Origin of the sequence: Vibrio sp. 10N.237.312.B06 (genome assembly GCF_041464685.1) — a bacterium.
Taxonomy (GTDB): domain Bacteria; phylum Pseudomonadota; class Gammaproteobacteria; order Enterobacterales; family Vibrionaceae; genus Vibrio; species Vibrio tasmaniensis_A.
Genome location: NZ_JBFSPI010000006.1, coordinates 57,337 through 81,610 on the forward strand (window position 1 = coordinate 57,337; position 24,274 = coordinate 81,610).

General features: G+C 44.4%; 19 protein-coding genes. 7 read left to right on the forward strand and 12 right to left on the reverse strand.

The annotated features are described in order from the left end of the window. Positions 1–7: 7 nt before the first annotated feature. Both msbA and AB6C75_RS02905 read right to left on the reverse strand, forming a co-directional pair. Positions 8–1,756, reverse strand: coding sequence for a lipid A ABC transporter ATP-binding protein/permease MsbA (gene msbA, locus AB6C75_RS02900; protein WP_009847143.1), 1,749 nt, complete (start codon positions 1,754–1,756; stop codon positions 8–10). A 31-nt stretch (positions 1,757–1,787) separates the two neighbouring features. After that, entirely contained in the window at positions 1,788–3,920 is a 2,133-nt protein-coding gene (locus AB6C75_RS02905) for a DNA internalization-related competence protein ComEC/Rec2 (RefSeq protein ID WP_372106827.1), read from the reverse strand. A gap of 215 nt (positions 3,921–4,135) precedes the next feature. Here AB6C75_RS02905 and AB6C75_RS02910 point away from each other — a divergent pair, with 215 nt between their 5' ends. Then, a complete protein-coding gene (locus AB6C75_RS02910) occupies positions 4,136–4,648 on the forward strand; it encodes a DUF2062 domain-containing protein (protein ID WP_009847146.1) in 513 nt (170 codons plus the stop codon). Between the two features lie 211 nt (positions 4,649–4,859). Here the strand turns inward: AB6C75_RS02910 and lolE are convergent, their stop codons facing one another. Genes lolE through lolC form a run of 3 tightly spaced genes read right to left on the reverse strand, consistent with a single transcriptional unit; the run spans position 4,860 to position 7,998 of the window. Next, positions 4,860–6,104 (reverse strand): lipoprotein-releasing ABC transporter permease subunit LolE, encoded by a 1,245-nt coding sequence (lolE, locus tag AB6C75_RS02915; protein ID WP_372106794.1) that lies wholly within the window; start codon positions 6,102–6,104, stop codon positions 4,860–4,862. Beyond that, the gene (gene lolD, locus AB6C75_RS02920) at positions 6,105–6,797 is read right to left on the reverse strand and encodes a lipoprotein-releasing ABC transporter ATP-binding protein LolD (RefSeq protein WP_372106796.1); all 693 of its coding nucleotides are present in this window, start codon (positions 6,795–6,797) and stop codon (positions 6,105–6,107) included. Further along, complete coding sequence (gene lolC, locus AB6C75_RS02925; protein ID WP_009847149.1) at positions 6,790–7,998, reverse strand: lipoprotein-releasing ABC transporter permease subunit LolC; 1,209 nt, start codon at positions 7,996–7,998, stop codon at positions 6,790–6,792. Before lolC ends, lolD begins: the two co-directional genes overlap by 8 nt. Before the next feature lie 227 nt (positions 7,999–8,225). Between lolC and AB6C75_RS02930 the strand changes: the two genes are divergently transcribed. The 4 genes from AB6C75_RS02930 to AB6C75_RS02945 all read left to right on the forward strand — a co-directional run bounded on the left by AB6C75_RS02930 (position 8,226) and on the right by AB6C75_RS02945 (position 13,776). Next, positions 8,226–8,795: a hypothetical protein gene (locus AB6C75_RS02930; protein ID WP_009847150.1), complete on the forward strand. Its 570-nt coding sequence runs from the start codon at positions 8,226–8,228 to the stop codon at positions 8,793–8,795. 6 nt (positions 8,796–8,801) lie between these two features. After that, a complete protein-coding gene (gene mfd, locus AB6C75_RS02935) occupies positions 8,802–12,263 on the forward strand; it encodes a transcription-repair coupling factor (protein WP_372106798.1) in 3,462 nt (1,153 codons plus the stop codon). A gap of 63 nt (positions 12,264–12,326) precedes the next feature. After that, positions 12,327–13,094 carry a peptidoglycan binding protein CsiV gene (locus tag AB6C75_RS02940; RefSeq protein ID WP_372106800.1) on the forward strand — a complete coding sequence of 256 codons (768 nt, stop codon included), beginning with the start codon at positions 12,327–12,329 and terminating at the stop codon, positions 13,092–13,094. Between the two features lie 136 nt (positions 13,095–13,230). Further along, positions 13,231–13,776, forward strand: coding sequence for a GNAT family N-acetyltransferase (locus AB6C75_RS02945; protein ID WP_372106802.1), 546 nt, complete (start codon positions 13,231–13,233; stop codon positions 13,774–13,776). A gap of 137 nt (positions 13,777–13,913) precedes the next feature. On the opposite strand, the gene AB6C75_RS02950 is transcribed toward AB6C75_RS02945, so the two are convergent. The 7 genes from AB6C75_RS02950 to hinT form a co-directional block, all read right to left on the reverse strand. Next, a complete protein-coding gene (locus AB6C75_RS02950) occupies positions 13,914–15,203 on the reverse strand; it encodes an NAD(P)/FAD-dependent oxidoreductase (protein WP_017096883.1) in 1,290 nt (429 codons plus the stop codon). Between the two features lie 628 nt (positions 15,204–15,831). After that, positions 15,832–16,371 (reverse strand): alpha/beta hydrolase YcfP, encoded by a 540-nt coding sequence (gene ycfP / locus AB6C75_RS02955; RefSeq protein ID WP_017093527.1) that lies wholly within the window; start codon positions 16,369–16,371, stop codon positions 15,832–15,834. A 108-nt stretch (positions 16,372–16,479) separates the two neighbouring features. Next, entirely contained in the window at positions 16,480–17,334 is an 855-nt protein-coding gene (locus AB6C75_RS02960) for a phosphotransferase (RefSeq protein ID WP_372106804.1), read from the reverse strand. A 185-nt stretch (positions 17,335–17,519) separates the two neighbouring features. Beyond that, positions 17,520–18,110, reverse strand: coding sequence for a penicillin-binding protein activator LpoB (gene lpoB, locus AB6C75_RS02965; RefSeq protein WP_009847157.1), 591 nt, complete (start codon positions 18,108–18,110; stop codon positions 17,520–17,522). Positions 18,111–18,249: 139 nt separating this feature from the next. Further along, positions 18,250–18,633: a YcfL family protein gene (locus tag AB6C75_RS02970; protein ID WP_009847158.1), complete on the reverse strand. Its 384-nt coding sequence runs from the start codon at positions 18,631–18,633 to the stop codon at positions 18,250–18,252. Continuing rightward, positions 18,633–20,024: a COG3014 family protein gene (locus AB6C75_RS02975; RefSeq protein ID WP_017104113.1), complete on the reverse strand. Its 1,392-nt coding sequence runs from the start codon at positions 20,022–20,024 to the stop codon at positions 18,633–18,635. Before AB6C75_RS02975 ends, AB6C75_RS02970 begins: the two co-directional genes overlap by 1 nt. 260 nt (positions 20,025–20,284) lie before the next feature. Next, positions 20,285–20,635 carry a purine nucleoside phosphoramidase gene (gene hinT, locus AB6C75_RS02980; RefSeq protein ID WP_012604413.1) on the reverse strand — a complete coding sequence of 117 codons (351 nt, stop codon included), beginning with the start codon at positions 20,633–20,635 and terminating at the stop codon, positions 20,285–20,287. 275 nt (positions 20,636–20,910) lie between these two features. Here hinT and AB6C75_RS02985 point away from each other — a divergent pair, with 275 nt between their 5' ends. Then, a complete protein-coding gene (locus AB6C75_RS02985; RefSeq protein WP_017096887.1) occupies positions 20,911–22,902 on the forward strand; it encodes a methyl-accepting chemotaxis protein in 1,992 nt (663 codons plus the stop codon). Positions 22,903–23,098: 196 nt separating this feature from the next. Continuing rightward, complete coding sequence (locus AB6C75_RS02990; protein ID WP_009847162.1) at positions 23,099–24,265, forward strand: DUF1887 family protein; 1,167 nt, start codon at positions 23,099–23,101, stop codon at positions 24,263–24,265. Positions 24,266–24,274 lie beyond the last annotated feature (9 nt).

Consider the following 24,274-nt stretch of genomic DNA (forward strand, 5'->3'; position numbering starts at 1 on the left):
CCTAATCTTATCCGCTGAACTGAATTCGGTGTAGTTGTGCATAAGCGCCATCAAGGGCGATGAGCTCGGCATGTGCACCTCTTTCTACAATATGCCCATCATCGACCACAAGAATCTCATCAGCTTGCTCGATAGTAGAAAGTCGGTGTGCGATAACAAGTACTGTTTTGTCTTTCTGCAGCTCTTCTAACGCAGATTGAATCGCTCTTTCTGACTCGGTATCCAATGCAGATGTCGCCTCATCAAGGATCAGAACAGGTGCATCTCTCAATAGAGCACGTGCAATCGCGATACGCTGTCTTTGACCGCCAGAAAGGCTCGCGCCATTTTCGCCAACAACCGTATCGATGCCATTTTCCATGCCTTCGATAAACTCGCTTGCATGCGCAAGTTTAGCCGCGTGTTCGATCTGTTCACGTGAATACTGTTCTTCAGCTGCGTAAGCGATGTTGTTCGCAACCGTATCGTTAAATAGGTGCACATTCTGGGAAACAAGAGCGAAGTGCTCACGTAGATTTCTTAACTCATAATCACGAATGTCGTGACCATCAAGCTCAATAGAGCCAGAGTCTACGTCATAAAAACGAGTAAATAGGTTGGCAATGGTACTCTTACCCGAACCTGAACGGCCGACAAGTGCGACTGTCTTGCCTTTCGGTATATTAAAACTGACCTTATCAAGCGCTGCTTTCTCTGCACCTTGGTAGGTAAATGTCACATCTTTTACTTCGACTTCACCCGCTACGGTTTCAGGCTTCAACGTACCTTTATTTTGTTCCGTATCTAGATCCATCAAACCAAATAGGGTCGTACTCGCTGCCATACCACGTTGGAATTCAGACGTTACGTTAGTCAGAGCTTTTAGTGGGCGTAGTAAACCAAACATCGCCGAGAACACAACAGTGAACGTACCAGGAGTAAGCTCTGCTTTAATTGAATCAACACTAGCAAGGAATAGAACAACTACGATTGCAAGTGAGGCAATCATCTGAATAATTGGGTTAGCGGCCGCTTGAGCAGTGATTAGCTTCATGCTTTGTTGGCGCATTTGGTTACTAACTTGGTCAAAGCGGTGTTTTTCTAGATCTTGTCCGCCATACGTTAGAACGACTTTATGTCCTTTCAGCATTTGTTCTGCAGAAGAAGCGACGTGACCCATACTGGTTTGCATGTTCTTAGAGATCTTTCTGAATCGCTTCGATACGATACTGATTGCCCATGCGACAAGAGGGGCGACAGCGAACAACACCAAAGACAACTGCCAGCTATTCCAGAACATCAGCGTCAACAGGCCAATAATACTTGCGCCTTCACGGACAATACTGACTAGTGCTTTACTGGTTGCCGCAGAGACTTGCTCTGAATCGTAAGTAATTCGAGATAGCAGCGCACCAGTCTGCTCTTTATCAAAAAAAGAAACTGGCATATGCATAAAATGGCTGAATATTTTACGTCGAATTTCCATGACCACATTGCCTGAAACCCAGCTCAAACAATAAGTTGAAACAAAGCCACTGATGCCACGAACGAACATCATGACAAAGATAATGAGAGGGAGCGTACGTAAAAAGTCAGATTCTGCATTACCAAAGCCTTCATCAAGTAACGGCTTTAGTAAGGAAATCATGTAGGTATCAGTGACAGCATTTATAATAAGCGCAATAACCGCAACACCAAGGCCGGCCTTATATAGTCGAATATAAGTCCAAAGTCTTTTAAATGTGACCCAGGTAGTTTCATCTGTTTGTGTTGACATAGAATCGCTTAATTTTCTCACAATAATCTTCCTATTCTACTCCCTTACGAAGCATCTGCCTATACCACTGTCTGCCTTGTTGTTCTCTAATCTCATGATATTGCCAACCTTCTTGACCAATACTGATGGTTATTTGGCCGCTTTCTCCAGTATCAAGCCAAGCACTCCCTGCGTCGTGATAACGTTCAATAACGGATTCACTCGGCATCCCCCATTGATTGCCTTTGGCCAAAGAAGCGATCGCTAACTGAGGTGAAACGGCCTCATTAAAACTGGCGATCGAAGACGTATTGCTACCATGATGAGGAACAAGCATTACGTCACTTCGAAGCCGTTCGCCTTCGCGTGCAAGTAACCACTCACTGACCAATTCAATATCACCAGTAAGTAACATCGAGAACTCTAGAGCGGGGTCAAAAAGCCTGACCACGCACGAATGTGGGTTATACGCCCTCTTCACTTGTTTGGGAGGCCACAAGACCTCAAAAGCAACCCCTTGCCAAGTCCATACTTCTCCTAAAATACATGCTTGAATATTTGACGATTCTTGAATCGTAGATTGTCCTTGTTGACTGATATTCTGACTGGCTCTTAACCACTTAGGGTTGTAATTTTCAAGTAACGACGGATAGCCACCAGCGTGGTCAGAATCGAAATGACTCACTATTACACCCTCCAACTCATGAATTCCCCTCTGATTCAAAGTAGGAATAAGTAAGGATTCGACAATGGAACCTCCTGGCCATGCGTTACCAAGATCGTAAACAACAATCTGATTGTTCTTTTCTAAGAGCAAAGACAACCCGTGACCAACATCCAAGATATCGATAGTTAGTTTGTCTTGTTGAGGCTTGCCGAACTCCCACCACAGTACAAACACGGTAATAATCAATATAGATAGTGCTCGCTTGAAATATCGACTGACAAAACCGAAAAACAAGATGAGGAATACAGACAACTCAATCGTGTGATTATCCACTTGAAACCAAAATCGTTCAGAGAAAGGAAGACTAAATACGAGAGGCTCAAGCGATAAGTCGACCAACATCCATAATTGTTCAGACAAACCATTGTTGAATGTAGTTAAGCCAACGCCACCTGATACTGGCGCCAATATTAAGCTAAAGAACATTGCCAGGAACAATAGTGGAATAACCACCATCGACACCCAAGGTAAAAGGAGCAAGTTGTAGAAAACAGAGACTAAGCTGACCCCATTAAAGAACAGCATCGAAAAGGGAGCAATCAGGAATGTCAGCATTAACTGAATCTTGAAGAGCTGCAGTGCTCGGTCGATAAATGTTGAGTTTGAATCGGATGACTGACTATTTAACGCAATGTAAAGAACGGCACCTAACGCACCAAAAGACAACCAGAAGCTACTCGATAATGCTGAAAATGGCCAAATTAGCAGAACCACGCACAGACTTAAGGCGACATACCGAAACAAACTGATATTTTGCCCACGCCACAAGAAATAGCTGGCGATAATACACATCACCAAAGCTCTCAAGGTGGGCAGCGTGAACCCAGCAAACCAACTGTAGAAATAGGCTAAGCCGACTCCGAATATTGTGGGCAACCAAAGAAGTGAAGATGATAGTAACCTGAATACCTTTCCTACTTGATAGCCGATACCAAAGGCAATCCCAATATGCAGCCCCGAAATAGCCATCAAGTGAATCAAACCACTGCTTTTAAGTAAGTCCCAACGCTGAGAGTGAATAAGGTCTCGATAACCAAAACTCAAAGCCATAATGAGGTCTTGATTTGCCAGTTGACTTAACCTTTCAAGACTGTTTTCAAACCAATAGGACCGTAAATTGCTATTGGTATGAATGCGATACTTTGTACCAGATCTGTAAATTGCATTGGCAACCACACCTGCACTAAAAAGATACTTTTCTAAATCAAAGCCTGCTTCATTGAGCTTGCCCCATACAGGCTTTATATACACAGATAAATTGACATCATCTCCGAGTGTTAACTTAAAAGGAGTAAACAAACGTAATTTTATTAATTGAGGAAAGATTAATTTTTCGCCGCCAATTGATCTAGCTACTATTACGCTTTCAAAACCGTGGCTATTTTCACTAAAAAGGCTAACAACCGAAGCATTTATGGTAGTATTCTGCCCTGATTGAAATAAGCGACTCGTTTGTATTTCAATTACATTCCCTAGGCAGATAACTAGTATCAATGCTGTTGCTAGACCTCTTGCACTCCGGAAAACGCTATACTTTGTTGATGCTAGTAGTAACAACAGCATCAATGGTGCCCAAACCCAATGAGGCATCACAGGCCAGAAGCTGGCAGACACAACTGTCGCAGCAAATGAAATCAAGAACCAAGTGTTAAACAAGAGAGTAGCTTCCTCCTATGCCAAGAAAGTTTATCAAACGATTTATGCCTGACCATGAGCTAATCAAGCGTCAGAAAGCATTGAAAGTTTTTGGCAATGTTTTGTACAACCCCAACTTATGGTGTCTTAATCGTCGCTCTGCGGCTGGCGCATTCGCTGTTGGGTTATTCATGGCGTTTGTCCCTCTACCAAGCCAAATGATTATGTCTGCAGGCCTTGCTGTCGCATGTGGCGTTAACCTACCTTTGGCTGTCGCACTTGTTTGGATCAGTAACCCGGTCACTATGCCCGTTCTCTTCTACTTTGCTTATAAAGTCGGGGCGTTTGTTATGCATGTACCACCTCAAGCCTTCCATTTCGAATTGTCTTGGGACTTCATCTTGGCGCAAATGAATACAATCGGGCCTCCTTTCTTACTGGGTTGCCTGATTTGTGGCGTGGTTTCAGCAATGATTGGCTACTTTGGTATTCGCGGGTTATGGCGTTACTCAGTAGTAAGAAGTTGGAAGAAGCGTCAAGCAAGGTACTGACAACTTTTCCTTGTCGTTCAATCTATCCTTGTATGCGCTTCACTTAAACCGCACACAAGTTAAAGTCAGATGAACCGCAGAACTCTGCAATATTGGGATGTAACCACAGTCGTAAAGAATGCAGATTGAATTCAAAAAAAGGATCCCATCAGGGATCCTTTTTTGTGTATGCCATTTGTCTATCATGCTACATGAAGTATTACTCAGCGCATTACTTCGAGCTAAGCACCGAGGCAGGGTTTAACTTGGCTGCTCGTGATGCTGGGTACCATGTCGCCAATAGGCTCAATACAATCGCTGTACCTGAAACCACAACAACATCCGTCATATCGAGTTGTGATGGCAAGAAGTCGACAAAATAGATGTCACCGGACAAGAACTGGTGATCAACTAGCCTTTCAAGCCCTTTGATAAGTGTCGTGAGATTAAGCGCCACTAACACGCCTATTACACTGCCCACCAAACTACCTAACACACCGGAGAATACGCCCTGCCAAACGAAAATGCGTTTCACAAGGCCGTCCGATGCGCCCATGGTTCTTAAAATCGCTATCTCTGATGCTCTGTCTTTTACTGCCATCATTAATGTCGAGACAATATTGAAACAAGCAACACCAATAACCAGTACCATCACCAGATACATAATGGTGCGAACCAACTGAATATCTCGATACAAGAAGCCAAACTTCTGTTGCCAGCTTCGTAGATACACATACACATCAAGCTGGTTACCCACCTCACGCACAATAGAGTTCGCGTTCAGAACATCGGTCACTTTTAAAGAAACCCCTGTCACTGCCTCGCCTAGGTTTGCGTAAATTTGCGCATCGCCGATCGGGATCAAAGCTAAGCTGTGGTCAATTTGGCCATTAAGCGTCAGCAAGCCAACCACTTTGACTCGAACACGTTTAGCTGCTTGAACCTTAACCGACCCATTCACCGTCGGGATCATCAGAGTCAGGTAATCACCGACTTTCGCGCCAAGTACATTGGCCACACCAGAGCCCAAAATGATTTGTTGTTGCCCTGCCTTAAAATCGCTCCAAGCTTGCTTATCGATAAAACTCGATAGGCTCGATACTTGTTGCTCAAGTTGTGGGTCAACGCCGCGAACTTCAATTGCTTTCAACTCTTTGCCTTTTTCGGCAAGCGCGGTAATTTTCACATAAGGCGCAGCAGCAACGACTTTATCGTGCTTTACCGACTCCTCAATCACATGCTCCCAGCGAGTTACTGGTTTATTCACGCCCTCAAACTCACCGTGAGGAATGACAGAAAGTACTCGTGATTGAAGCTCTCGCTCAAAACCATTCATTGCAGATAAGCCGATAATGATTACCGCGACACCAACAGCAATACCAATTGTCGAAGACAAGGAGATGAACGACACCATTTTGTCTCGTTGTTTCGCCCGGCTAAATCGGCCGCCTATCAATAGAGATAAAGAAGAAAACACTTAGCTATCCTCTTTTTCTACGTTGACCAGTAAACCATCTTGCATGTGAAGTTGGCGATCCATCTTACCGGCAAGTTCACCATCGTGAGTCACAACCAAAAAGGCAGTATCGTACTCACGGTTCAGTTCGCGCATTAAGTCGTAAATAGAAAGTGCTGTGTTGTGGTCTAGGTTACCAGTCGGCTCATCCGCCAACACTAGCGCAGGCTTGTTCACCAATGCACGAGCAATTGCCACTCGTTGCCTCTCACCACCTGAAAGTTCTGAAGGTCGGTGGTCAACACGATGACTTAGCCCCACTTTATCAAGTAGCAACTGTGCTTCTTGTTTAGCTTTCGCTGGCTTCTCTCCACCTATCAACAACGGCATCGCTACGTTTTCTAACGCTGAGAAATCAGAAAGAAGATGATGGAATTGATAAACAAAGCCAAGATGCTGGTTGCGAAGCTTGGCCTGCTTATTCGAACTCAAAGACGCTAAGTCTTGTCCGAGAAAGCTGACACTACCATCAGAAGCATCATCCAACGCCCCTAAAATATGCAATAGCGTACTTTTACCTGAACCGGATGTACCAATGATTGCTACTAGCTCACCCTTTTCTATTTCGAAGCTGACGCCCTTGAGAACCTCAGTATCTAACGAGCCTTCACGGTACGTTTTACGGATATCATTACATTGAAGGAAATTACTCATAACGAAGGGCCTCAGCAGGTTTTACAGACGATGCACGATAAGAAGGGAATACAGTGGCAATCAAGCTAAGTGCAATAGCCAGAACCACAACAACCGCAATTTGGATTGGATTAATCAATATTGGCAACTGTCCACCAAATGAAAACAGAGCAACACCCATCGCCTCTAAAATAGTATTGAGGTTCGAAGCTAAAATCACGCCCAGGATGCCACCAGATAATGCGCCAATCACACCACTACTTGCACCTTGAACCATAAAGATCCCCATGACTTGACCATCACGCATACCTTGGGTTTTTAAGATGGCGACTTCGGACTGTTTCTCCATCACCACCATAATAAGCGCAGAAATAATGTTAAACGCAGCAACACCAATGATCAGCCCAAGCATCAAACCCATCATGTTTTTTTCCATTCGAACGGCTTGGAATAGCTCGCCACGTTGGTCTCGCCAATCGCTCCACACCCAACCTTCCGGTAGCGGTTGGTTTGATAGTTCTGCCACTTCAAATGGGTCATCAAAAAACAGTCGCCAGCCTGAAATGGTGTCTGATTTATAGCGCATCAAACGCCCAGCATCGTTGATATCTGTCACCATCAATTGAGCATCGATATCCGAACCCGTGTTAAAAATGCCAGCTACGGTAAAATTTCGTTGGCTAGGTATGCGCCCTAACGGTGTGTATTGGCTGGCACTGGTGACCATTAAGCGAACTTTGTCGCCCATAGACACTTTCAAGTTTCTTGCCAAGGTATGACCAAGGAAAAGCTGATACTGACCAGCTTTGAGTGAAGACAGTCTGCCAGCAATTAAATGATTCTGAAGAGGGTCATCTGAATTTGGCTCAATACCGATTAACAAGCCCGCAGATAACTGAGCAGGACTTTGGATCACCGCTTCACTGCGAACAATAGGTTCTACGTGGCCATTGAGCGACATTTGCTCCGCAAAGCTAGGGGCTTGAGCAGAAAGTGACGTTGTGCCTCCTTGCTCGTAAACGACGGCTTGAGGAAGGACACCAAGAATTCGGTCTTTTAACTGCGCTTCGAATCCATTCATTACCGACAAAACAGTAACCAGAGACAGCACACCAATGGTAATTCCGGCTGTCGACATATAAGAAACAAAACGGCTAAAGCGATCACCTGAACGGCCTTTCAAATAACGCAGGCCAACAAACAATGAAATAGGATGAAACATACTTTGAACCATCTAAAGGAGATGCGGGTTAATGTAACGGGTATTGCCGTTACTGTGTAGGGGTTAATTGAAAATATAGAGTGAATTAACTCAATTAGTTAGGCTTGAAAAACAGAACCTTGTCAAATAGCTAACTTTCAAACAACTATTTGAGACTTTCAATTAACTGACCTTGATTACTGCGGCCACATAGCGATAATCAATAGATCACTTCAAGGAACTAACGCATGACAGAACAAGAGTTTTTTACCGTTCACCACAGCCTTACCGCTAATATTGAGCCAATGGACAGTAACTTCGCTTTACCTTCTCAGATTCAGTTCGAATCAGAGATCCCTGCCCCTTTTGTAGTGGCAAGTGAATTTAGCCAATTGGATCTATTAGCTGACAGTGCTCGCAACGAACTGAAAAACAGCGACTTGAAGAATGTCATCAGTTTATTGGATGCACAGAACTCTAAATTAAACCTCTTGTTGAGCTTTATGTTATCGCAACAAGATGATGAACAATTTCGTACCCACACGTATTCATTTGGCGCGAGTCAGTTCTCGTGTTTTTCCAAAACAGATATCGAAGCGGGTCGCTTAGTTAAAGCCAAGCTCTTTATCGAGCACCCTGCCGCCGCTATCTATTGCTACGCGGAGGTCTTCGCTAGCGAACCTAAAGATTCAGGCTTCGAAATCAAATTCAAATATGCTCATCTTCGTGATACTGACCAAGACTTGTTGATCAAGGCTGCGCTCCATCAACAACAAAAGCTCTTACGTCAACGCTCTCTAGAACGAGATAACAAGTAAATAGACATGACAAAACAATCCATTTTCACACTACCTAAGCTCAAAGGTGCCGGTGACAAAAAGCACATCGGTAACCTAGTTGGTTCATCTCTCGCGCTTACTATCGCTAAACTAGCGGAGCAGCATAACAACCATACTTTACTTGCAGTGCCTGATCCTCAGATCGCACTCAAGCTTCAATCTGAAATTGAACAGTTTACGGCACATGAAGTCGCACTATTCCCAGACTGGGAAACACTGCCTTATGACAGTTTTTCTCCGCACCAAGAGATCATTTCAGATCGTATAGCACGCCTTTACGCACTGCCAACGCTAAAAGATGGCATCACGATCGTTCCGATCAGCACGTTATTGCAACGCCAGTCACCGCGCGACTTCTTACTACAACACACGTTAATGGTGAAAACAGGCGATCTCTATTCACTAGAGAAATTACGTCTGCAACTCGAAAAGTCGGGCTATCGCTATGTTGACCAAGTGTTTGGCCCGGGTGAATACGCTAGCCGTGGTTCTATTCTCGACCTGTTCCCAATGGGCAGCAAAGACCCGTATCGTATCGACTTCTTCGATGACGAGATCGACACGATCCGTACTTTCGATCCTGAAAACCAGCGCTCTATCGAAGACATCTCTGAGATTCGACTGCTGCCTGCTCACGAATTCCCAACCTCGGAAACAGCGATTGAAGATTTCCGTATTCGTTGGCGCCAACAGTTTGATGCGCGCCGTGAACCAGAATCGGTTTATATGCAGGTTTCTAAAGGCACGTGGCCTGCTGGTATTGAGTATTGGCAACCGCTGTTCTTCGAGCACACCGAAACCTTGTTTGATTATGTTTCCGATGAAGCGCAAATCCTCGTTCTAGGTGATGTCGAGACCGCAGTAGATTCGTTCCTAACCGACGTTTCTCATCGATACGAACAACGCGGTGTTGATCCATTACGACCGCTGCTCACACCTGAACAACTGTGGTTAAAGAAAGACGAACTGTTCGCACACTTCAAACAAAAGCCACAGGTCAATCTGAGCTTAGATTCAATTGAAGAAAAAGCTGGGCGTACCAACCTTCCAGTTACGTCTCTACCAGATCTCAGCGTTCAACATCAGAATAAAGAACCGTTGTCTAACTTAAGAAAGTTCACTGAAACCTTCGACGGAAAAGTGGTCTTTTCGGTTGAGTCTGAAGGCCGCCGTGAAGCTCTAAGTGAATTGCTTCGAGGCATCAAAGTTCGTCCAAGCGAAGTTGAAAACCTCGACGCGGCAATTAAAGGTAAAGATAAGTTCACCCTGATCCTAGGTTCTGCTGAGCATGGCTTTATCCACGAAGAGCAAAACATCGCCCTTATCTGTGAAAGTGATCTATTGGGTGATCGCGTTGTTCAGCGTCGAAAAAAAGATAAGAAAAGCGTAAACAGCGACACCGTAATCCGTCACTTAGCGGAACTTAAACCGGGCCAACCGGTTGTTCACATTGACCACGGTATTGGTCGCTACATAGGCCTGCAGACCCTAGAAGCGGGTGGTATGAAAACCGAATACGTAACACTTGAGTATCAAAACGATGCCAAGCTCTACGTACCAGTTGCATCTCTGAACTTAATTGGCCGCTACTCTGGTGGTGCTGAAGATTCTGCACCGCTACATAAACTTGGCGGTGAAGCATGGCAGAAAGCTCGTAAGCGCGCTGCAGAGAAAGTCCGTGACGTCGCAGCCGAACTGCTCGATGTTTACGCCAAGCGTGAGCTTAAGCCGGGTTACAAATTTGTGCTCGATCGTGGTCAATACGCAACCTTCAAATCTGGCTTCCCGTTTGAAGAAACCGATGACCAAGCGATGGCAATTAATGCGGTAATGTCTGATATGTGCCAAGCAAAAGCCATGGACCGCTTGGTGTGTGGTGATGTTGGTTTTGGTAAAACAGAAGTCGCAATGCGTGCCGCGTTCGTGTGTACCGATAACAGCAAACAAGTGGCCGTGTTAGTACCGACAACGTTACTTGCTCAGCAACACTTTGAAAACTTCCGCGACCGTTTCGCCAACTTGCCGATTCGTGTTGAGGTTCTGTCTCGATTCAAATCAGCCAAAGAACAGAAATCGATCATGCAAGATGTCGCCGACGGTAAGGTCGACATCTTAGTGGGTACTCACAAGTTACTTTCAAGTGACCTTCAGTTTAAAGACCTTGGCCTGTTGGTTGTCGATGAAGAGCACCGCTTTGGTGTGCGTCAGAAAGAAAAAGTGAAAGCAATGCGTGCGGATGTCGATATCCTAACGCTCACCGCGACGCCAATTCCACGTACATTGAACATGGCAATGAGCGGCATGCGTGACTTGTCAATCATCGCAACACCACCAGCACGACGCTTAGCAATAAAGACCTTTGTCCGTGAGAGTGATGACGCGATCGTCAGAGAAGCGGTACTTCGTGAAATCATGCGTGGTGGTCAAGTTTACTTCTTACACAACCAAGTCGACACGATTGAAAAGACGGCTGAATCACTACAGAAACTGATTCCAGAAGCGCGTGTCACCGTGGCTCATGGCCAGATGCGAGAGCGCGAACTAGAACGCATCATGAATGATTTCTACCACCAGCGTTTTAACTTGCTAGTGTGTACAACCATCATCGAAACCGGTATCGACGTACCAACAGCCAATACCATCTTAATGGACAGAGCCGATAACCTTGGTTTAGCACAGTTGCACCAATTGCGTGGGCGTGTGGGTCGATCTCACCACCAAGCTTATGCCTACTTGCTAACACCTCCCCCGAAAGCAATGACCAAAGATGCCGTCAAGCGATTAGACGCCATTGCTTCACTTGAAGACTTAGGTGCAGGCTTTACGCTAGCAACCCATGATTTAGAGATTCGTGGCGCGGGTGAGCTGTTAGGTGATGAACAGAGTGGTCAAATCCAGTCGGTTGGCTTTACGCTTTACATGGAGATGCTTGAGCAAGCGGTTGAAGCATTGAAAGAAGGTAGAGAGCCATCGCTTGATGACCTACTGCGTGAACAAACTGAAATTGAGATGCGCCTGCCAGCACTGTTGCCGGATGACTACATCCCAGACATCAATACACGTTTGTCTACTTATAAGCGTATTGCGAGTGTGAGTGACACCGACGAATTGGCAGAGTTGAAAGTCGAGCTGATTGATCGCTTCGGCCTTCTGCCGGATGCTACCAAGAACTTGTTGTCAGTTTCAGAGCTAAAATTAGCCGCGGCGTCTATCAAAGCGAAGAAAATTGAGGCTCATGATAAAGGTGGATTCTTAGAATTCTACCCGGATGCTGACATAAACCCGACCTACCTTGTTAAACTGTTGCAATCTCAACCGCAAAAGTTTTCAATGGAAGGACCAACAAAGTTCAAGTTTACGATACCATTGGTCGACAGACGGAAACGAATTCAATTTGTTAGTGATTTATTGGGCGAATTCAGACAGAACTTGCTTCCTTCGGCATAAGACCCAATCCACTTGCACATATAAATTATCCAGCCGGTAATTCGGCTGGAAGACGGAGTAAAAATGAAAAGACTGATCCCACTGCTACTATTGTTCGTCTCACTGCCAAGTTTGGCGCAGAGACAATTTGATATAGAAGTGATCATTTTTAAGCGTGCTGTTGATGCAGAAAAAGTGAATGAATCTTGGCCAAACACACAGCCTCAGATTTCACTTGAGCGCGTAGGTTCATTTCAAGATACCCAATACCGAGCGAAGAAAGACGTGCAGATGCTGCCTTACTCGGAATACAAGTTAACACCTCAGAAAGATAAGCTACGCAAACACGCAGGCTTTGAAGTTCTGATGCATACCGCTTGGCGTCAAGGCGACCAAGGCAAAAGCTCGGCACCGGTTTTCCATATTCAGGCCGGTAAAGACTTCTCTAAACAGTTTAATGCCGACGGTTCTGAGAAAGGTGCAGTAACTGCATCAAATCCGAATGGTTTTCAAGAAGAGACTATCGATAAGCCGCTTTACGAGTTAGACGGCAAGCTGCAAATCTACGTTCAGCACTATCTATACGCTGAAACGACATTGGATTTAAAAGCGCCGAGCGTTCGTGAAGTGACTCTACAAGAGCAACAAATCGAGCTAGATTCACCTGTAAGTGGTGCAGAAAGTAACGTGCAAGTGGGTAATCTAACGGAGATTTCTCCGACGGTTGAAGTCCAAGAGTTTCTTAAGAGCTACCGCATGGACCAAAAACGTCGTATGCGCAGTACAGAAACTCACTACCTTGACCACCCACTTCTTGGAATGGTTATTCAAGTTCGACGCGTGGCGCAGTAAGTTACTTGCCGATTCGGCTATAATTATATAAATAATTCAATCCGCCCTCCTAGTGAGGGCGTTTTATTAAGTGCTATCTATCTTTATTCTGCACTGAATCCTTTGTTCAGTACTTACATGTAATTCGGTATTTCTTATGAGCCCTGACTTTCAGATAAATACTCAACACCTCAACCTAAAAATCATTGAAGCCTCAGACGCTCAAGAGTTTTCGCAGCTGGTTAAATCCTCCCCGAGTTTATTGCCATGGCTCGACTGGTGCCACGACGAGTTTTCGACCGTCGAGGCCGAGAGATTCATTCTTGCGACTCGCTTAAACTGGGTTAAAGCCGATGCGTTTGGCTTTGGTATCTTCGAACGAAAAAGCGAAAAGTTAGTCGGCATGGTGGCCATAAATGAGCTTTACCACACCTTTAATATGGCAAGTTTAGGTTATTGGGTGGGCGATCAATTTCAGAGAAAAGGGGTCGCGAAAGAAGCAATGCTTGCCCTATTTGAATTTTGCTTCGCAATGCTCAAGTTGACGCGTTTGGAGATTGTCTGCGATACAGAGAACCTACCCAGTCAAAAGCTGATCGAGAAATGTGGCGCTGAACGTGAAGCAATTGCAAAGAATCGCTTTATCTTTAACGGTAAACCGAAAGATGGCGTGGTTTATTCTGTGTTACCTACATTATCTTAATCGCTTTAATCGCTTTAATCGCTTTAATCGCTTAATCGAGTAACAATCCGTAATAACACGTACTCGACACGATCAAAAAAGAGCTCCGCAGAGCTATTTTTTATTATCAGCGTAATGACCGTCGAAGGCTTACCTGATTAGTGAAGCTTTAGGTTTGGACGAAGGACACGGTTAATACGACCAACCAGCATCATCAGTGATGTTTTGATTAAGCCGTGAAGTGCCATCTGATGCATTCGGTACAAAGAGATGTAAACTACACGAGCAATACGTCCCTCAACCATCATCGAACCTTTAGTCAGGTTACCCATCAAGCTACCTACTGTAGAAAAACGGCTTAGTGAAACCAGTGAGCCTTTATCTTTGTAGATGTAGTCTTTCAGGTCACGACCGTTCAGCTTAGCAATGATGTTGCTAAATGCGCAGCTTGCCATTTGGTGAGCCGCTTGCGCACGTGGTGGAACAAACGAACCATCCGCTTGTGTACATTGCGCCAAATCACCGATAGCAAAGATGTTGTCATCAAGCGTAGTTTGCAGCGTGTTTTTGACAACCAACTGGTTAATACGGTTCGTCTCAAGACCACCGATATCTTTCATGAAATCTGGTGCTTTAATTCCGGCAGCCCATACCATGATCTGTGCTGGGATCTTCTCACCATCTTTGGTCGTTAGACCGTCAGCATCAGCTTGTGTAACCATTGTCGTTGTACGCACGTTGACGCCAAGCTTAGTTAGCTCTGAATGTGCTGCGCTGGAAATACGAGGAGGAAGAGCTGGAAGAATACGCTCACCCGCTTCAACAAGGTTAACGTTCAGCTTGCTTGAATCTAGGTCGCCAAAACCGTATGTACGAAGCTCTTTCACTGCGTTGTGCAGTTCTGCAGAAAGCTCAACACCTGTCGCGCCAGCACCAACAATCGCGATGTCTACCGTACCTTGACCATTCTTAGCGTGCAGCTTTAAGAACTGGTTGTTCATTTCTGTACGGAAACGGTGTGCTTGCTCTGGGCTATCAAGGAAAATACAGTTGTCACGAACACCTGGGGTATTGAAGTCGTTTGACGTTGAACCTAACGCCATCACAAGAATGTCGTATTCAAGTTCACGGCTTGGCATCAGTAACTCACCGTGCTCATCAGTCAACTCGCTCAACGCAATCACTTTACGTTCACGATCGATATCGTTCAGGCTGCCCATTTGGAAATCAAAGCAATGGTTTTTCGCGTGTGCGCGGTAGCTCAGCGCGTCAACACCTTCATCCAATGAGCCAGTGGCTACTTCATGAAGCAATGGTTTCCATAGGTGGCTTGCTTTACGGTCTACCAGAGTAATCTGGGCACGTTTCTTACGACCTAAAGTGCGGCCTAGCTTAGTTGCTAGTTCTAAACCACCAGCACCGCCGCCTACTACGATAATTTTTGTCACAATGACAATCCTCTACAAAATGAATAAATGGGGTTCGGCTCGATTACTCCAACCGATAAATTCTATGTATCTACTCGGCCTCAATTCCAAAGGCTGCGGCTCATTTGATGACTGTGATAATAAGTAACAACAGCTCACTGAGTAGTTAGAGGGATTACAAGCAACAAACATTGGTTTGTCACTTTGCTCACGAGGATGAAAAAGGTGTCTACCTGAGAGGCAGAGCACAAATTATGGGCAAGTTTTATCACTCGCTCTCAATTTTTTTTGACATTTATCAAAATATTTTGCTTTAGAACATTATATATAGCAAAAAGATGACCGCAACAAAAATCCTTACCCACAATGAGGATTCGTGACTGATTAGTTAACGTTTGCGCAAACTCATCGATAAAATCTATATGACTAGGGCACATTGACCTTTTCACGGTCAAATTTCGTTCGATATAAAAGCGTTTTAATCGCGGCAAGGGGGAAGTAGCCTGGTCATTCTAAGCAAATCTCCCTCAACAAAGAGTAAAACGCTTTTTGCGGGGTGCTCAGCTCGAACCCTTCGGGCATCGCTTGCTAATTTGGATAAAAAAACAGCACTCAATTGAGTGCTGCTTTTATAAAATAACTGGAATAATTAAGCGTTTTTAAACGCTTTCATTGTCTGCAAGTGCTGAGAGATTTTTTTGAACTTATGACTCTCTTTTTCGTCCCAGATGACATCATAATAATCTTCTAACGCGGCAGCTGTTTTGGTATTGTCGTGAATCTCATCTTCACGAGAAAGCACCACTAAACAGCGACCTTTGTTCTTCATACGATATTGAGCAACACACTTAGTCGCGATGTCTTCGTACTCTTCTGGACGGTCAATTCGACCTACCATGTTGTTCTCAGGGTGCAGATTCGGGTTGAACACCACCTGCTTAATACCACATAAGAAACCAATACGTTCAGACCAAAAACCACCTAAGCCTACACCACAAATGATCGGATGCGGGTCATCGGATTGCTCTATCACTTTATGCACTTCTTTTAGCAAATGTTGCATATCGTGTTTTGGATGCAAAGTACTGTAGTTGATGAAACGAACGTCATCATCAATGAATTGCAACTGCAGTATTTTTTCGTGATTGCCCGGGCTAGTTGAGTCGAAGCCATGTAGATAAATAATCATTAGTACCTCCTTGTTGAATATTGGTACGTTTTAATTAATCTAACATGAAAAATAAGGTTTTAAAGGGAACACGAACGAAATTATATTTTTCACTTCCTAAACGTGATCCTAGCTACATAAAGTGTGACTCAGCGCCTCTGCTTCACGCAGATAACTTTCATCTCCCCAGAGCTGATGAGCAAGTAAATACCATAGCATCGCCATCATCTGGTTTCTTGGTAACCATGCTTCTACCCCATCGAGCCAAGGCTGAACATCATGGATACCTCGCAGCTGACAGTACTTATCAACGGCTTCAGCAACTGGTAATCCTGCAACAGCAATGGTCAACGTAAGATCAAGTCTAGGGTCTGCTAGTGCTGCATATTCCCAATCAATAATCTTAATCCCATCGCTATTTCTCACTAAGTTATAACCACCTAAATCAAAATGGCACAAAGACAGGTCAACATTTGGGATACTTGGAGCCACGCGCCACTCTTGATAAATATTGGTGCAGGCTTCCGTCTTATGAATCGCATCAAGTTGGAGCCAGTAATGATCGACTCGCGCTGTGAAACTGAACGGTTGGAGCGGCAATCGCGCGGTATTAACCAGATGCACCGAGATCAGAGTCTTCAACAAATCATCAAGCTCTAAGCCTTCGTAAAGCGTCTCACCCGCAATCCATTCAACCAATAAGCCTTGCTCATTGACCACTATTGGACTTGGTCCAATACCTAGACGTTCAATCGTAGACAGCACTTGGTACTCTTCATGACGAGAGATGAAGAACGCTTTGGTGATAGGTGTAGTTGGCCGCCAGACATACGCAGTACCATCGGCATCAACCAACTTCCAACATCGATTAGTCAACCCGCCGGTCAGCGTTTGAGCTCTAACAGGTGGCTCAGAAAAGTAACCATCAAGCGAACTCAAACTGGTATCAAGAAGCTTAGCCTCAGACCAAGAAAAAATTGCCATATTTACTCCCTATAAACGTCTTTATTTCCCTACAAAAAAGACACTGACCAAAAGCCAGTGTCTCTTCATAAACAGCACATCATGCACTGCATTGGCGTGTAACCAAGCTCTGTGTGGCCAAGCTATGCGCTGCCAAGACTAGACGCTGTCAAAACTGGCTGCGTTTAGTTGCCAAGTAAACTTAATTAAAAGCCCAGCAAGCTCTTAGATTGTTGCTTACGGATTTCAGTCTCGTCAGCCCATTCAATCAAGCCAGACTCAAGATCCATTAGGCGCATGGTCATTTTGTAGTATACGTCTTCGTCGCTGCCCGCTTTCTTAACGATGCTTGATAGGTTGCCGTACAACATGTACTGAGCACCAACCATTTTACCAAATTGGATTGCTGAGCTTTGATTTACAAGCTCATCGTTATTTTGGAAATTCAATTGTTCACGAACAGACTCTACACGGTCCATATCAACGAAACGGAACTTACCAGAGTTCAGCATTTTAGTACTGATGGTATCAGTGATTGACTCAGTATCGATGTGCTCACTTGTTTTGTTCTTGATTCGCTCTACGAACACGATTGGACGTTGCTCACGAGTAATATAAGACACAGAACCAGACGCCATCATGCTATCGACCATTTCGCCCGCAATCGTTTGAAGGTCAGTTGAACCGAAATCGATTGTCGTGGTTTCTACTGATTGTGCATCACCGTAGCTTACCTTGTTTGAACAACCGCCTAAAATAACCGCTAAACCTAGTAGCGCAATGACACTCTTTTTCATTTTGTTTCCTTAACTAATCACTAAGTGGGGTTACCCACTCTCTTAAATTTTTGTATTTTCGAATCCTTAGACCCGTTCTATCTCGTCTTTGCTATAAAGCTTGGAACCACTCTAAATATGAGCGGTTCCAAACGAAAGTTTACTGCTCTCTGAACTGAACTCTGAACTGAGTCGCTTTCGGATTTACCGACACTTCCGACAACGAAATACTTTCAAAGCCACGAACAATCGCTTGCTTCCAAGGGCCTTGCTTTAGGTTGACCTCAAGACCAGCATCGTCGTACCAGTAAAAGCGATAAAGGATATGTTGATCGCCTTTATAGTTACTGTTTAAACGCACGATTCCTCGCGTATGACCGTCGACGAGGTCAGTTCGGATATCTTCAACCTGTAAGCGGCTACCCAATACCTTATCACCAAAGAAAACGTTCTGAGTTTGACTATCTACCCTTACGCCAGCTGTATTATCAGCACAACCAGCCAGAGCCATAACCGCTGCTAAGCTCACTAACCACTTTTTCATTACAGCCTCCCTAGCTGTTTATGCCACATTGTTGCATTGTTTCCTTGTCGAGAAATCCACACCAAAGTGGTCTGCCCTTCTCGAATATCAAAGTCATACGTTTTAGTGCCCGCTTCTAACGTATATTGACCACTGTTTGCTACAAACGTGCTGGTCTTTATTTCCGCAGGTAAAGATTGCCAGCTTCGAGTGTCTGGTTGTTCCGTGAATGCATTCCAGACATTGAACAAAATGTTACCGACATCGTTACCTTGAGTTGCTTCTTTACGGATGCGGTCTTTCGCGACCACACGTAACGCTTGGCGAATAACAATGCTCGTCATACGTTCAGATAAATCATTCTGCGCCATCGCATTCACATCCGTAATCAAATGCTCAGACAACGGTTGCCCGCTGATTCGTAGCGCAGAAAAACGTTCTACGTTTTGGCGCGGGTAATATGGCAGCGCCAGAGAATATATTGCGCCCTGATCGCGACTGTCATAAATAGGCAAATCTAATCGCCAACTGTCCATCGCTTGAACTGCACTTTGTTCTTGAAGCACAATTACTCGCCCTTCGCTTGCCCCTAACTTAGATGACTGTTTGTAGCGCTTTTTCAGTGTTGCTAAATCTTGTCGCATGCCTAAGCGAGCAGCTGTTGCCATGGTTCTATCGATGATTTCTTGGTTCTCAGGCATGATGGCCAAAGCACGTCGATAGTCCACATAAGCGCTGTTCAGATCGTTAGATGCTTCGTAAAGCAGGCCAGACAAAAACATCAGATACGCATTTTGCACAGATTGCAGCTTTTTACCCGCATCAGGATAATTCGCAAGAATACTACCCACGTTGGCAGACAACCCTTGAGATTTTGCGTCGCTAGCAGCACTTTCTAACTCAGCTTCACGTTGTTTCTTGGCTTGTTCCTGAACTTGGTTAGCGCGACGCATTTCGATCACCGCACCTTCTAAGTCATTTTTCTTTAAATAATTCAAACCAAGATATAAATGCAGAAAGCCCAACTCATAATCGGCTGGCACATACTCGGTAATATTGTCATTCACAGCCAACGCGCCGACACTGGTTGCACTGTCTGATACAGAGATCACCGCTTTACTTTGCTGATCTTTTACTGCCTGATCGGCCAGTTCGAGCGACGACTTACTCTCAGGATATTTTTGATCAAGTAGATTAATTCTACCTTTTTCAAAGTTATCAAGAATGTCACCTGCTACGTAATCTGGTAACTCTTGTTGAGCCGTTGAATAATCCCCAGACTTGACTGCTTGGTAAATTTCTTTGTTTTGCGCGCTGTAATGACTGAACAGGCTCCCTGCCGACATATTCGCACAACCCGCTGTCAACGCCGATAACAGGGCAATGGAAGCGAATCTAAACTGGTGCTTCACTTATCGTCTCCGTGCATGTTTAAAATGCCAACTTTGTTAGGGTCTCATTATCAAAACGAAACACGTTGTAAAAAGGATCTTAAGCAAGGTAATCCCTTGCTTAATTGGCTCTGCCTGAGCGAAGCCGATATTCAGACAACAGATAAAACTAAAAGTTGGCATACAAACAACAAATTTTCCAACTCGCTGTTTATGTTAATTAACCATTAACTTGTATTAATGAGATCATTAACTGTTTCGTTAGCTTATTAGCCTTTTAATTAACTCATTAAAAGCGGACCAAGTGGGCGGCCACCAACCAAATGCATGTGAATATGATAAACCTCTTGGCCACCGTGAGAATTGCAGTTCACAATAAGACGATAGCCATCTTCTGCAATGCCTTCTTCTTTTGCTAACTTACGAGCAACAGTAAACATACGTCCCATCATTGCTTCATCTTCCGTTTCAACATCATTCGTTGTTGGAATCAGCTTGTTAGGAATAATTAGAATATGACTAGGAGCACGAGGGTTAATATCGCGAAATGCGGTTACTAAATCGTCTTGGTATAGTAGATCTGCTGGGATTTCTTTATTGATGATCTTACTAAAAATGGTTTCTTCAGCCATGTATCTCTCCGATAAAACATTTATTTTTTAATGCTTTGAGTATGCGCTATGCCGCATCAAACCACAATAAACCTGCTTTAAAGCATAATAAAAAACACCGTTCAAATCAAAAAAAACACGCCTTACCTCTCAAGAACAGCATATTGGCTAGGACAAAGGGCTATTTTTGACGTGTGCGTCATAAAATGCGTAAGCCGAGCTCAATAGAATCCTGATAATTTTGTTAGTTTTGTTTTGACCTGGTATTAGGTCCACATTTATTTAGGGAGAAAGTCATGAAGGGATCTGTGATCAAGCGTATGTACGCTGGTTTCGCACTGATCATCATCATGTTCGCAGTCACGATAACCATCATGATGAGCAGCATGAATCAGATACATAGCAATTTTGAGAGCGTCTCAAAAGTCTCATTGCCGCTGGTTGCGCTTTCAAACCAAACAAGTGTCCAATTACTTTCCGCTGACAAGTCATTTAAAGACTTCTTAACCACACAAAATTCTGAGCGTATGTCTGCAATGCGTACAGAGTTTGCTGCATCACAAAACGCTTTTTCTGAAGTTCTAGGTAGCCTAGAAACAGCAAGCCAAGACAATACCTCGCTCACTGAGCGCATCACGCAATTAAGAGCAATGGAAGAACGTTACTTCACCGAAGCAGATGAAGCGATGAACAATTATATCGCTATGTTTGAGGCGCAAGAGCAAGTACAAAAAGCATCACGTGATTTCCAACGCTTACATTCAGAATTGACCGTTGGCATGAAAGAGTACGTTGCCGACCAAAAAAGTATCTCTGTAAAAGTGATGGCAAAGAGCTACTTTATTAAACTACAAGACGCGGAGGTGATTACCTCTGATGCACTAGCAAGTTCTGATGTTGCCTTCGTACAAAAAGCCGTTAACCAAAACAAAAAGGCCGTTACCCACCTAAACTACGCGTACCGTGGCTTAGCAACACAATTGCCTGCGATTAAAAATGTTTTCGATGAATCGGTTAAAAACTTCACCAAAGACGTGGGACAAAAAGGCGGTGTTTTAGATAAACATAATAACTATCTGAAAGCGAAAGAAGCCTTGTACATCAACATTGCTAATCTAGCCGTTGAAGTCGACCAAGCAATGGCGGTACTGGATTCTTTCAACGTCACAGCGGAAGAGCAACTCAACTCATCATTAGCAGATGCGAGCAGCATCTACGACAACGGTCTATTCAAAGCGATTGCAATTGGCATTGTTGTCACCGTATTCGCTGCAGCAATTGGTTACCACATTGCACATAGTGTAAGAGAGCCACTAACGCGCATCCTCGGTACATTAGAAGGCCTGACCGAAGGAGATATGACTCAGCGTATCGATATTCGATACGACAACGAATTCAGCCGAGTAAGCCGTCACATCAATACCTTAGCCGACAACCTGCACAATATTCTGGTGAAACTGAATGATGCTTCAGATGACCTAACCAATACTGCAAGCGTAAACCAAAAAACCTCTTCTGAGACACAGGCTCAATTGAACAGCCAGCGTGAACAAACAGCAACCGTCGCAACGGCAATGACACAAATGTCTCACTCTGTACAAGAAGTAGCAAACAGCGCACAAAGCTCATTAACTATGGTTCAACAAGTAGAATCGGCTTCTGAATCAGGTCGCCAGGTCATGAACACCAACATCAGTACCATTAATCAACTTGAGGTGCGCCTGACTGAATCCGTGGGTGCTGTAGGCGAGCTACAACAAATGAGTAGCCAGATTGGCTCTATCCTCGATGTTATTCGTGGTATTGCTGATCAAACCAACCTACTTGCACTCAACGCAGCAATCGAGGCCGCACGCGCAGGTGAACAAGGCCGTGGATTTGCTGTCGTTGCAGATGAAGTCCGAGTACTGGCACAAAAGACAACTCAATCGACGTCTGAAATTGAGACCATGATCAGTAACCTACAATCAAGTTCTAAAACAGCAAGTAATGTGATTGAAAGCTGCATGAGCGATATGGATATGTCGGTTGAACAAGCTTCAAGTGCCAATAGTGCTATGGAAGAAATTCAGGCATTGATTCTAGAAATCAGTCGAATGAGTACGCACATTTCTCAAGCCGCGGCTGAGCAGAGTGAAACTTCGGGTGATATCGCGCGTAACATTGAAGACATCAACCAGATTGCTGATAAGAGTTATCAAGCGATGTCATCAATTGCAGAGGCAAGCCAAAACCTAACAATTCTGGCAAACCAGCAAGGCGATTTAGTTCATCAATTCAAGCTATAAGTAAACGAAGAACCAATAGATATTCACCTGAAATGTTGGGATATCTCACCCAATAGTGATAACTAATTGAACAAGGGCAACTTTTATCAAGGGTTGCCCTTGTTTTTTATGAGCTTTGTCATTATATGATTATAAAGGCTTGCTGCTTCCCGTTTTTCTTTCACCTTTATGAGCGAGCCGCTATTAAGGAATTTATATGGCTGTTCATGTTGGCATTATCGATCAAGACCCCATTCGGTTGATCACCCCACTACTCGACAACCGAACGATCAGCACTCACATCGTGTTCATCGGTGACAAAAATCAAATCAGTATCTATCAACGCTTAGACAGCGTTTTGCAGAAGCGTGATATTACGAGTGAATTTTTCGAGATTCCAACTATCGTAAACACCTCTGCAATTAAAGAATCGATCCAAAACCTTGCTGAAGACTTAAAAGCTCGGGGACAAGAAGTGAAGCTCAACGCAAGTTGTGGCCTTCGTCACCGCCTACTGTCTGTCTACGAAGTATTTCGTACTTACCACTGGCCAATCTTTGTTGTTGAACCAAACAGTGACAAGCTGTGCTGGCTTTACCCGAATGGGAAAGAAGACGCACAAGTTCAAGACCGCATCACCATCGATGACTACTTAACGGTATTCGGTGCTCGTGGTGAATTCAGCGATGTACAACTGTCTCCGCAACTTGACCAAAAACTTTATGAACTGGGTGAGCGTTGGGCAAGTAACGCATTAGAATTAGGCCCAGGCCTTGCTACATTGAACTACCTTGCAACGACCTGCCGTAAAGAACAGAGGCTTGATGTGGGCTTGTCTGAGAAGCAACAAGGTTATCGCGAGCTGAACATGCTGTTGAGCGATTTGGTTGAAGCTAAGATTGCCACTTATGACAATGGTATTTTGACGTTTGCCAATGAAGACGCGCGACGCTTCTCAAACGGCGAATGGCTTGAGACATTGGTTCATAGCACCGTTAAACAGATCCAAGATGACATGCCGACCATTCAAGACCGCTCTTTGAATGTTCAGGTTTATCGTCAACTCGGTGAGCGTGAGGTTCGTAATGAGCTTGATGTTGCTTCTGTAGTGAACAATAAGCTGCACATCATCGAGTGTAAGACCAAAGGTATGCGAGATGATGGAGATGATACCTTGTACAAGCTGGAATCGCTCAGAGACCTGCTAGGTGGCCTACAGGCCCGTGCAATGTTGGTGAGCTTCCGCCCTCTTCGTCATAATGACATCACACGAGCAGAAGATCTTGGCCTAGCATTGATTGGCCCTGACGAATTAAAAGATCTTAAAACACATCTCGCGGCATGGTTTACCGCTGCCGGTGGTGATGAAGATTTAGAGTGCTAATTTAAGAAA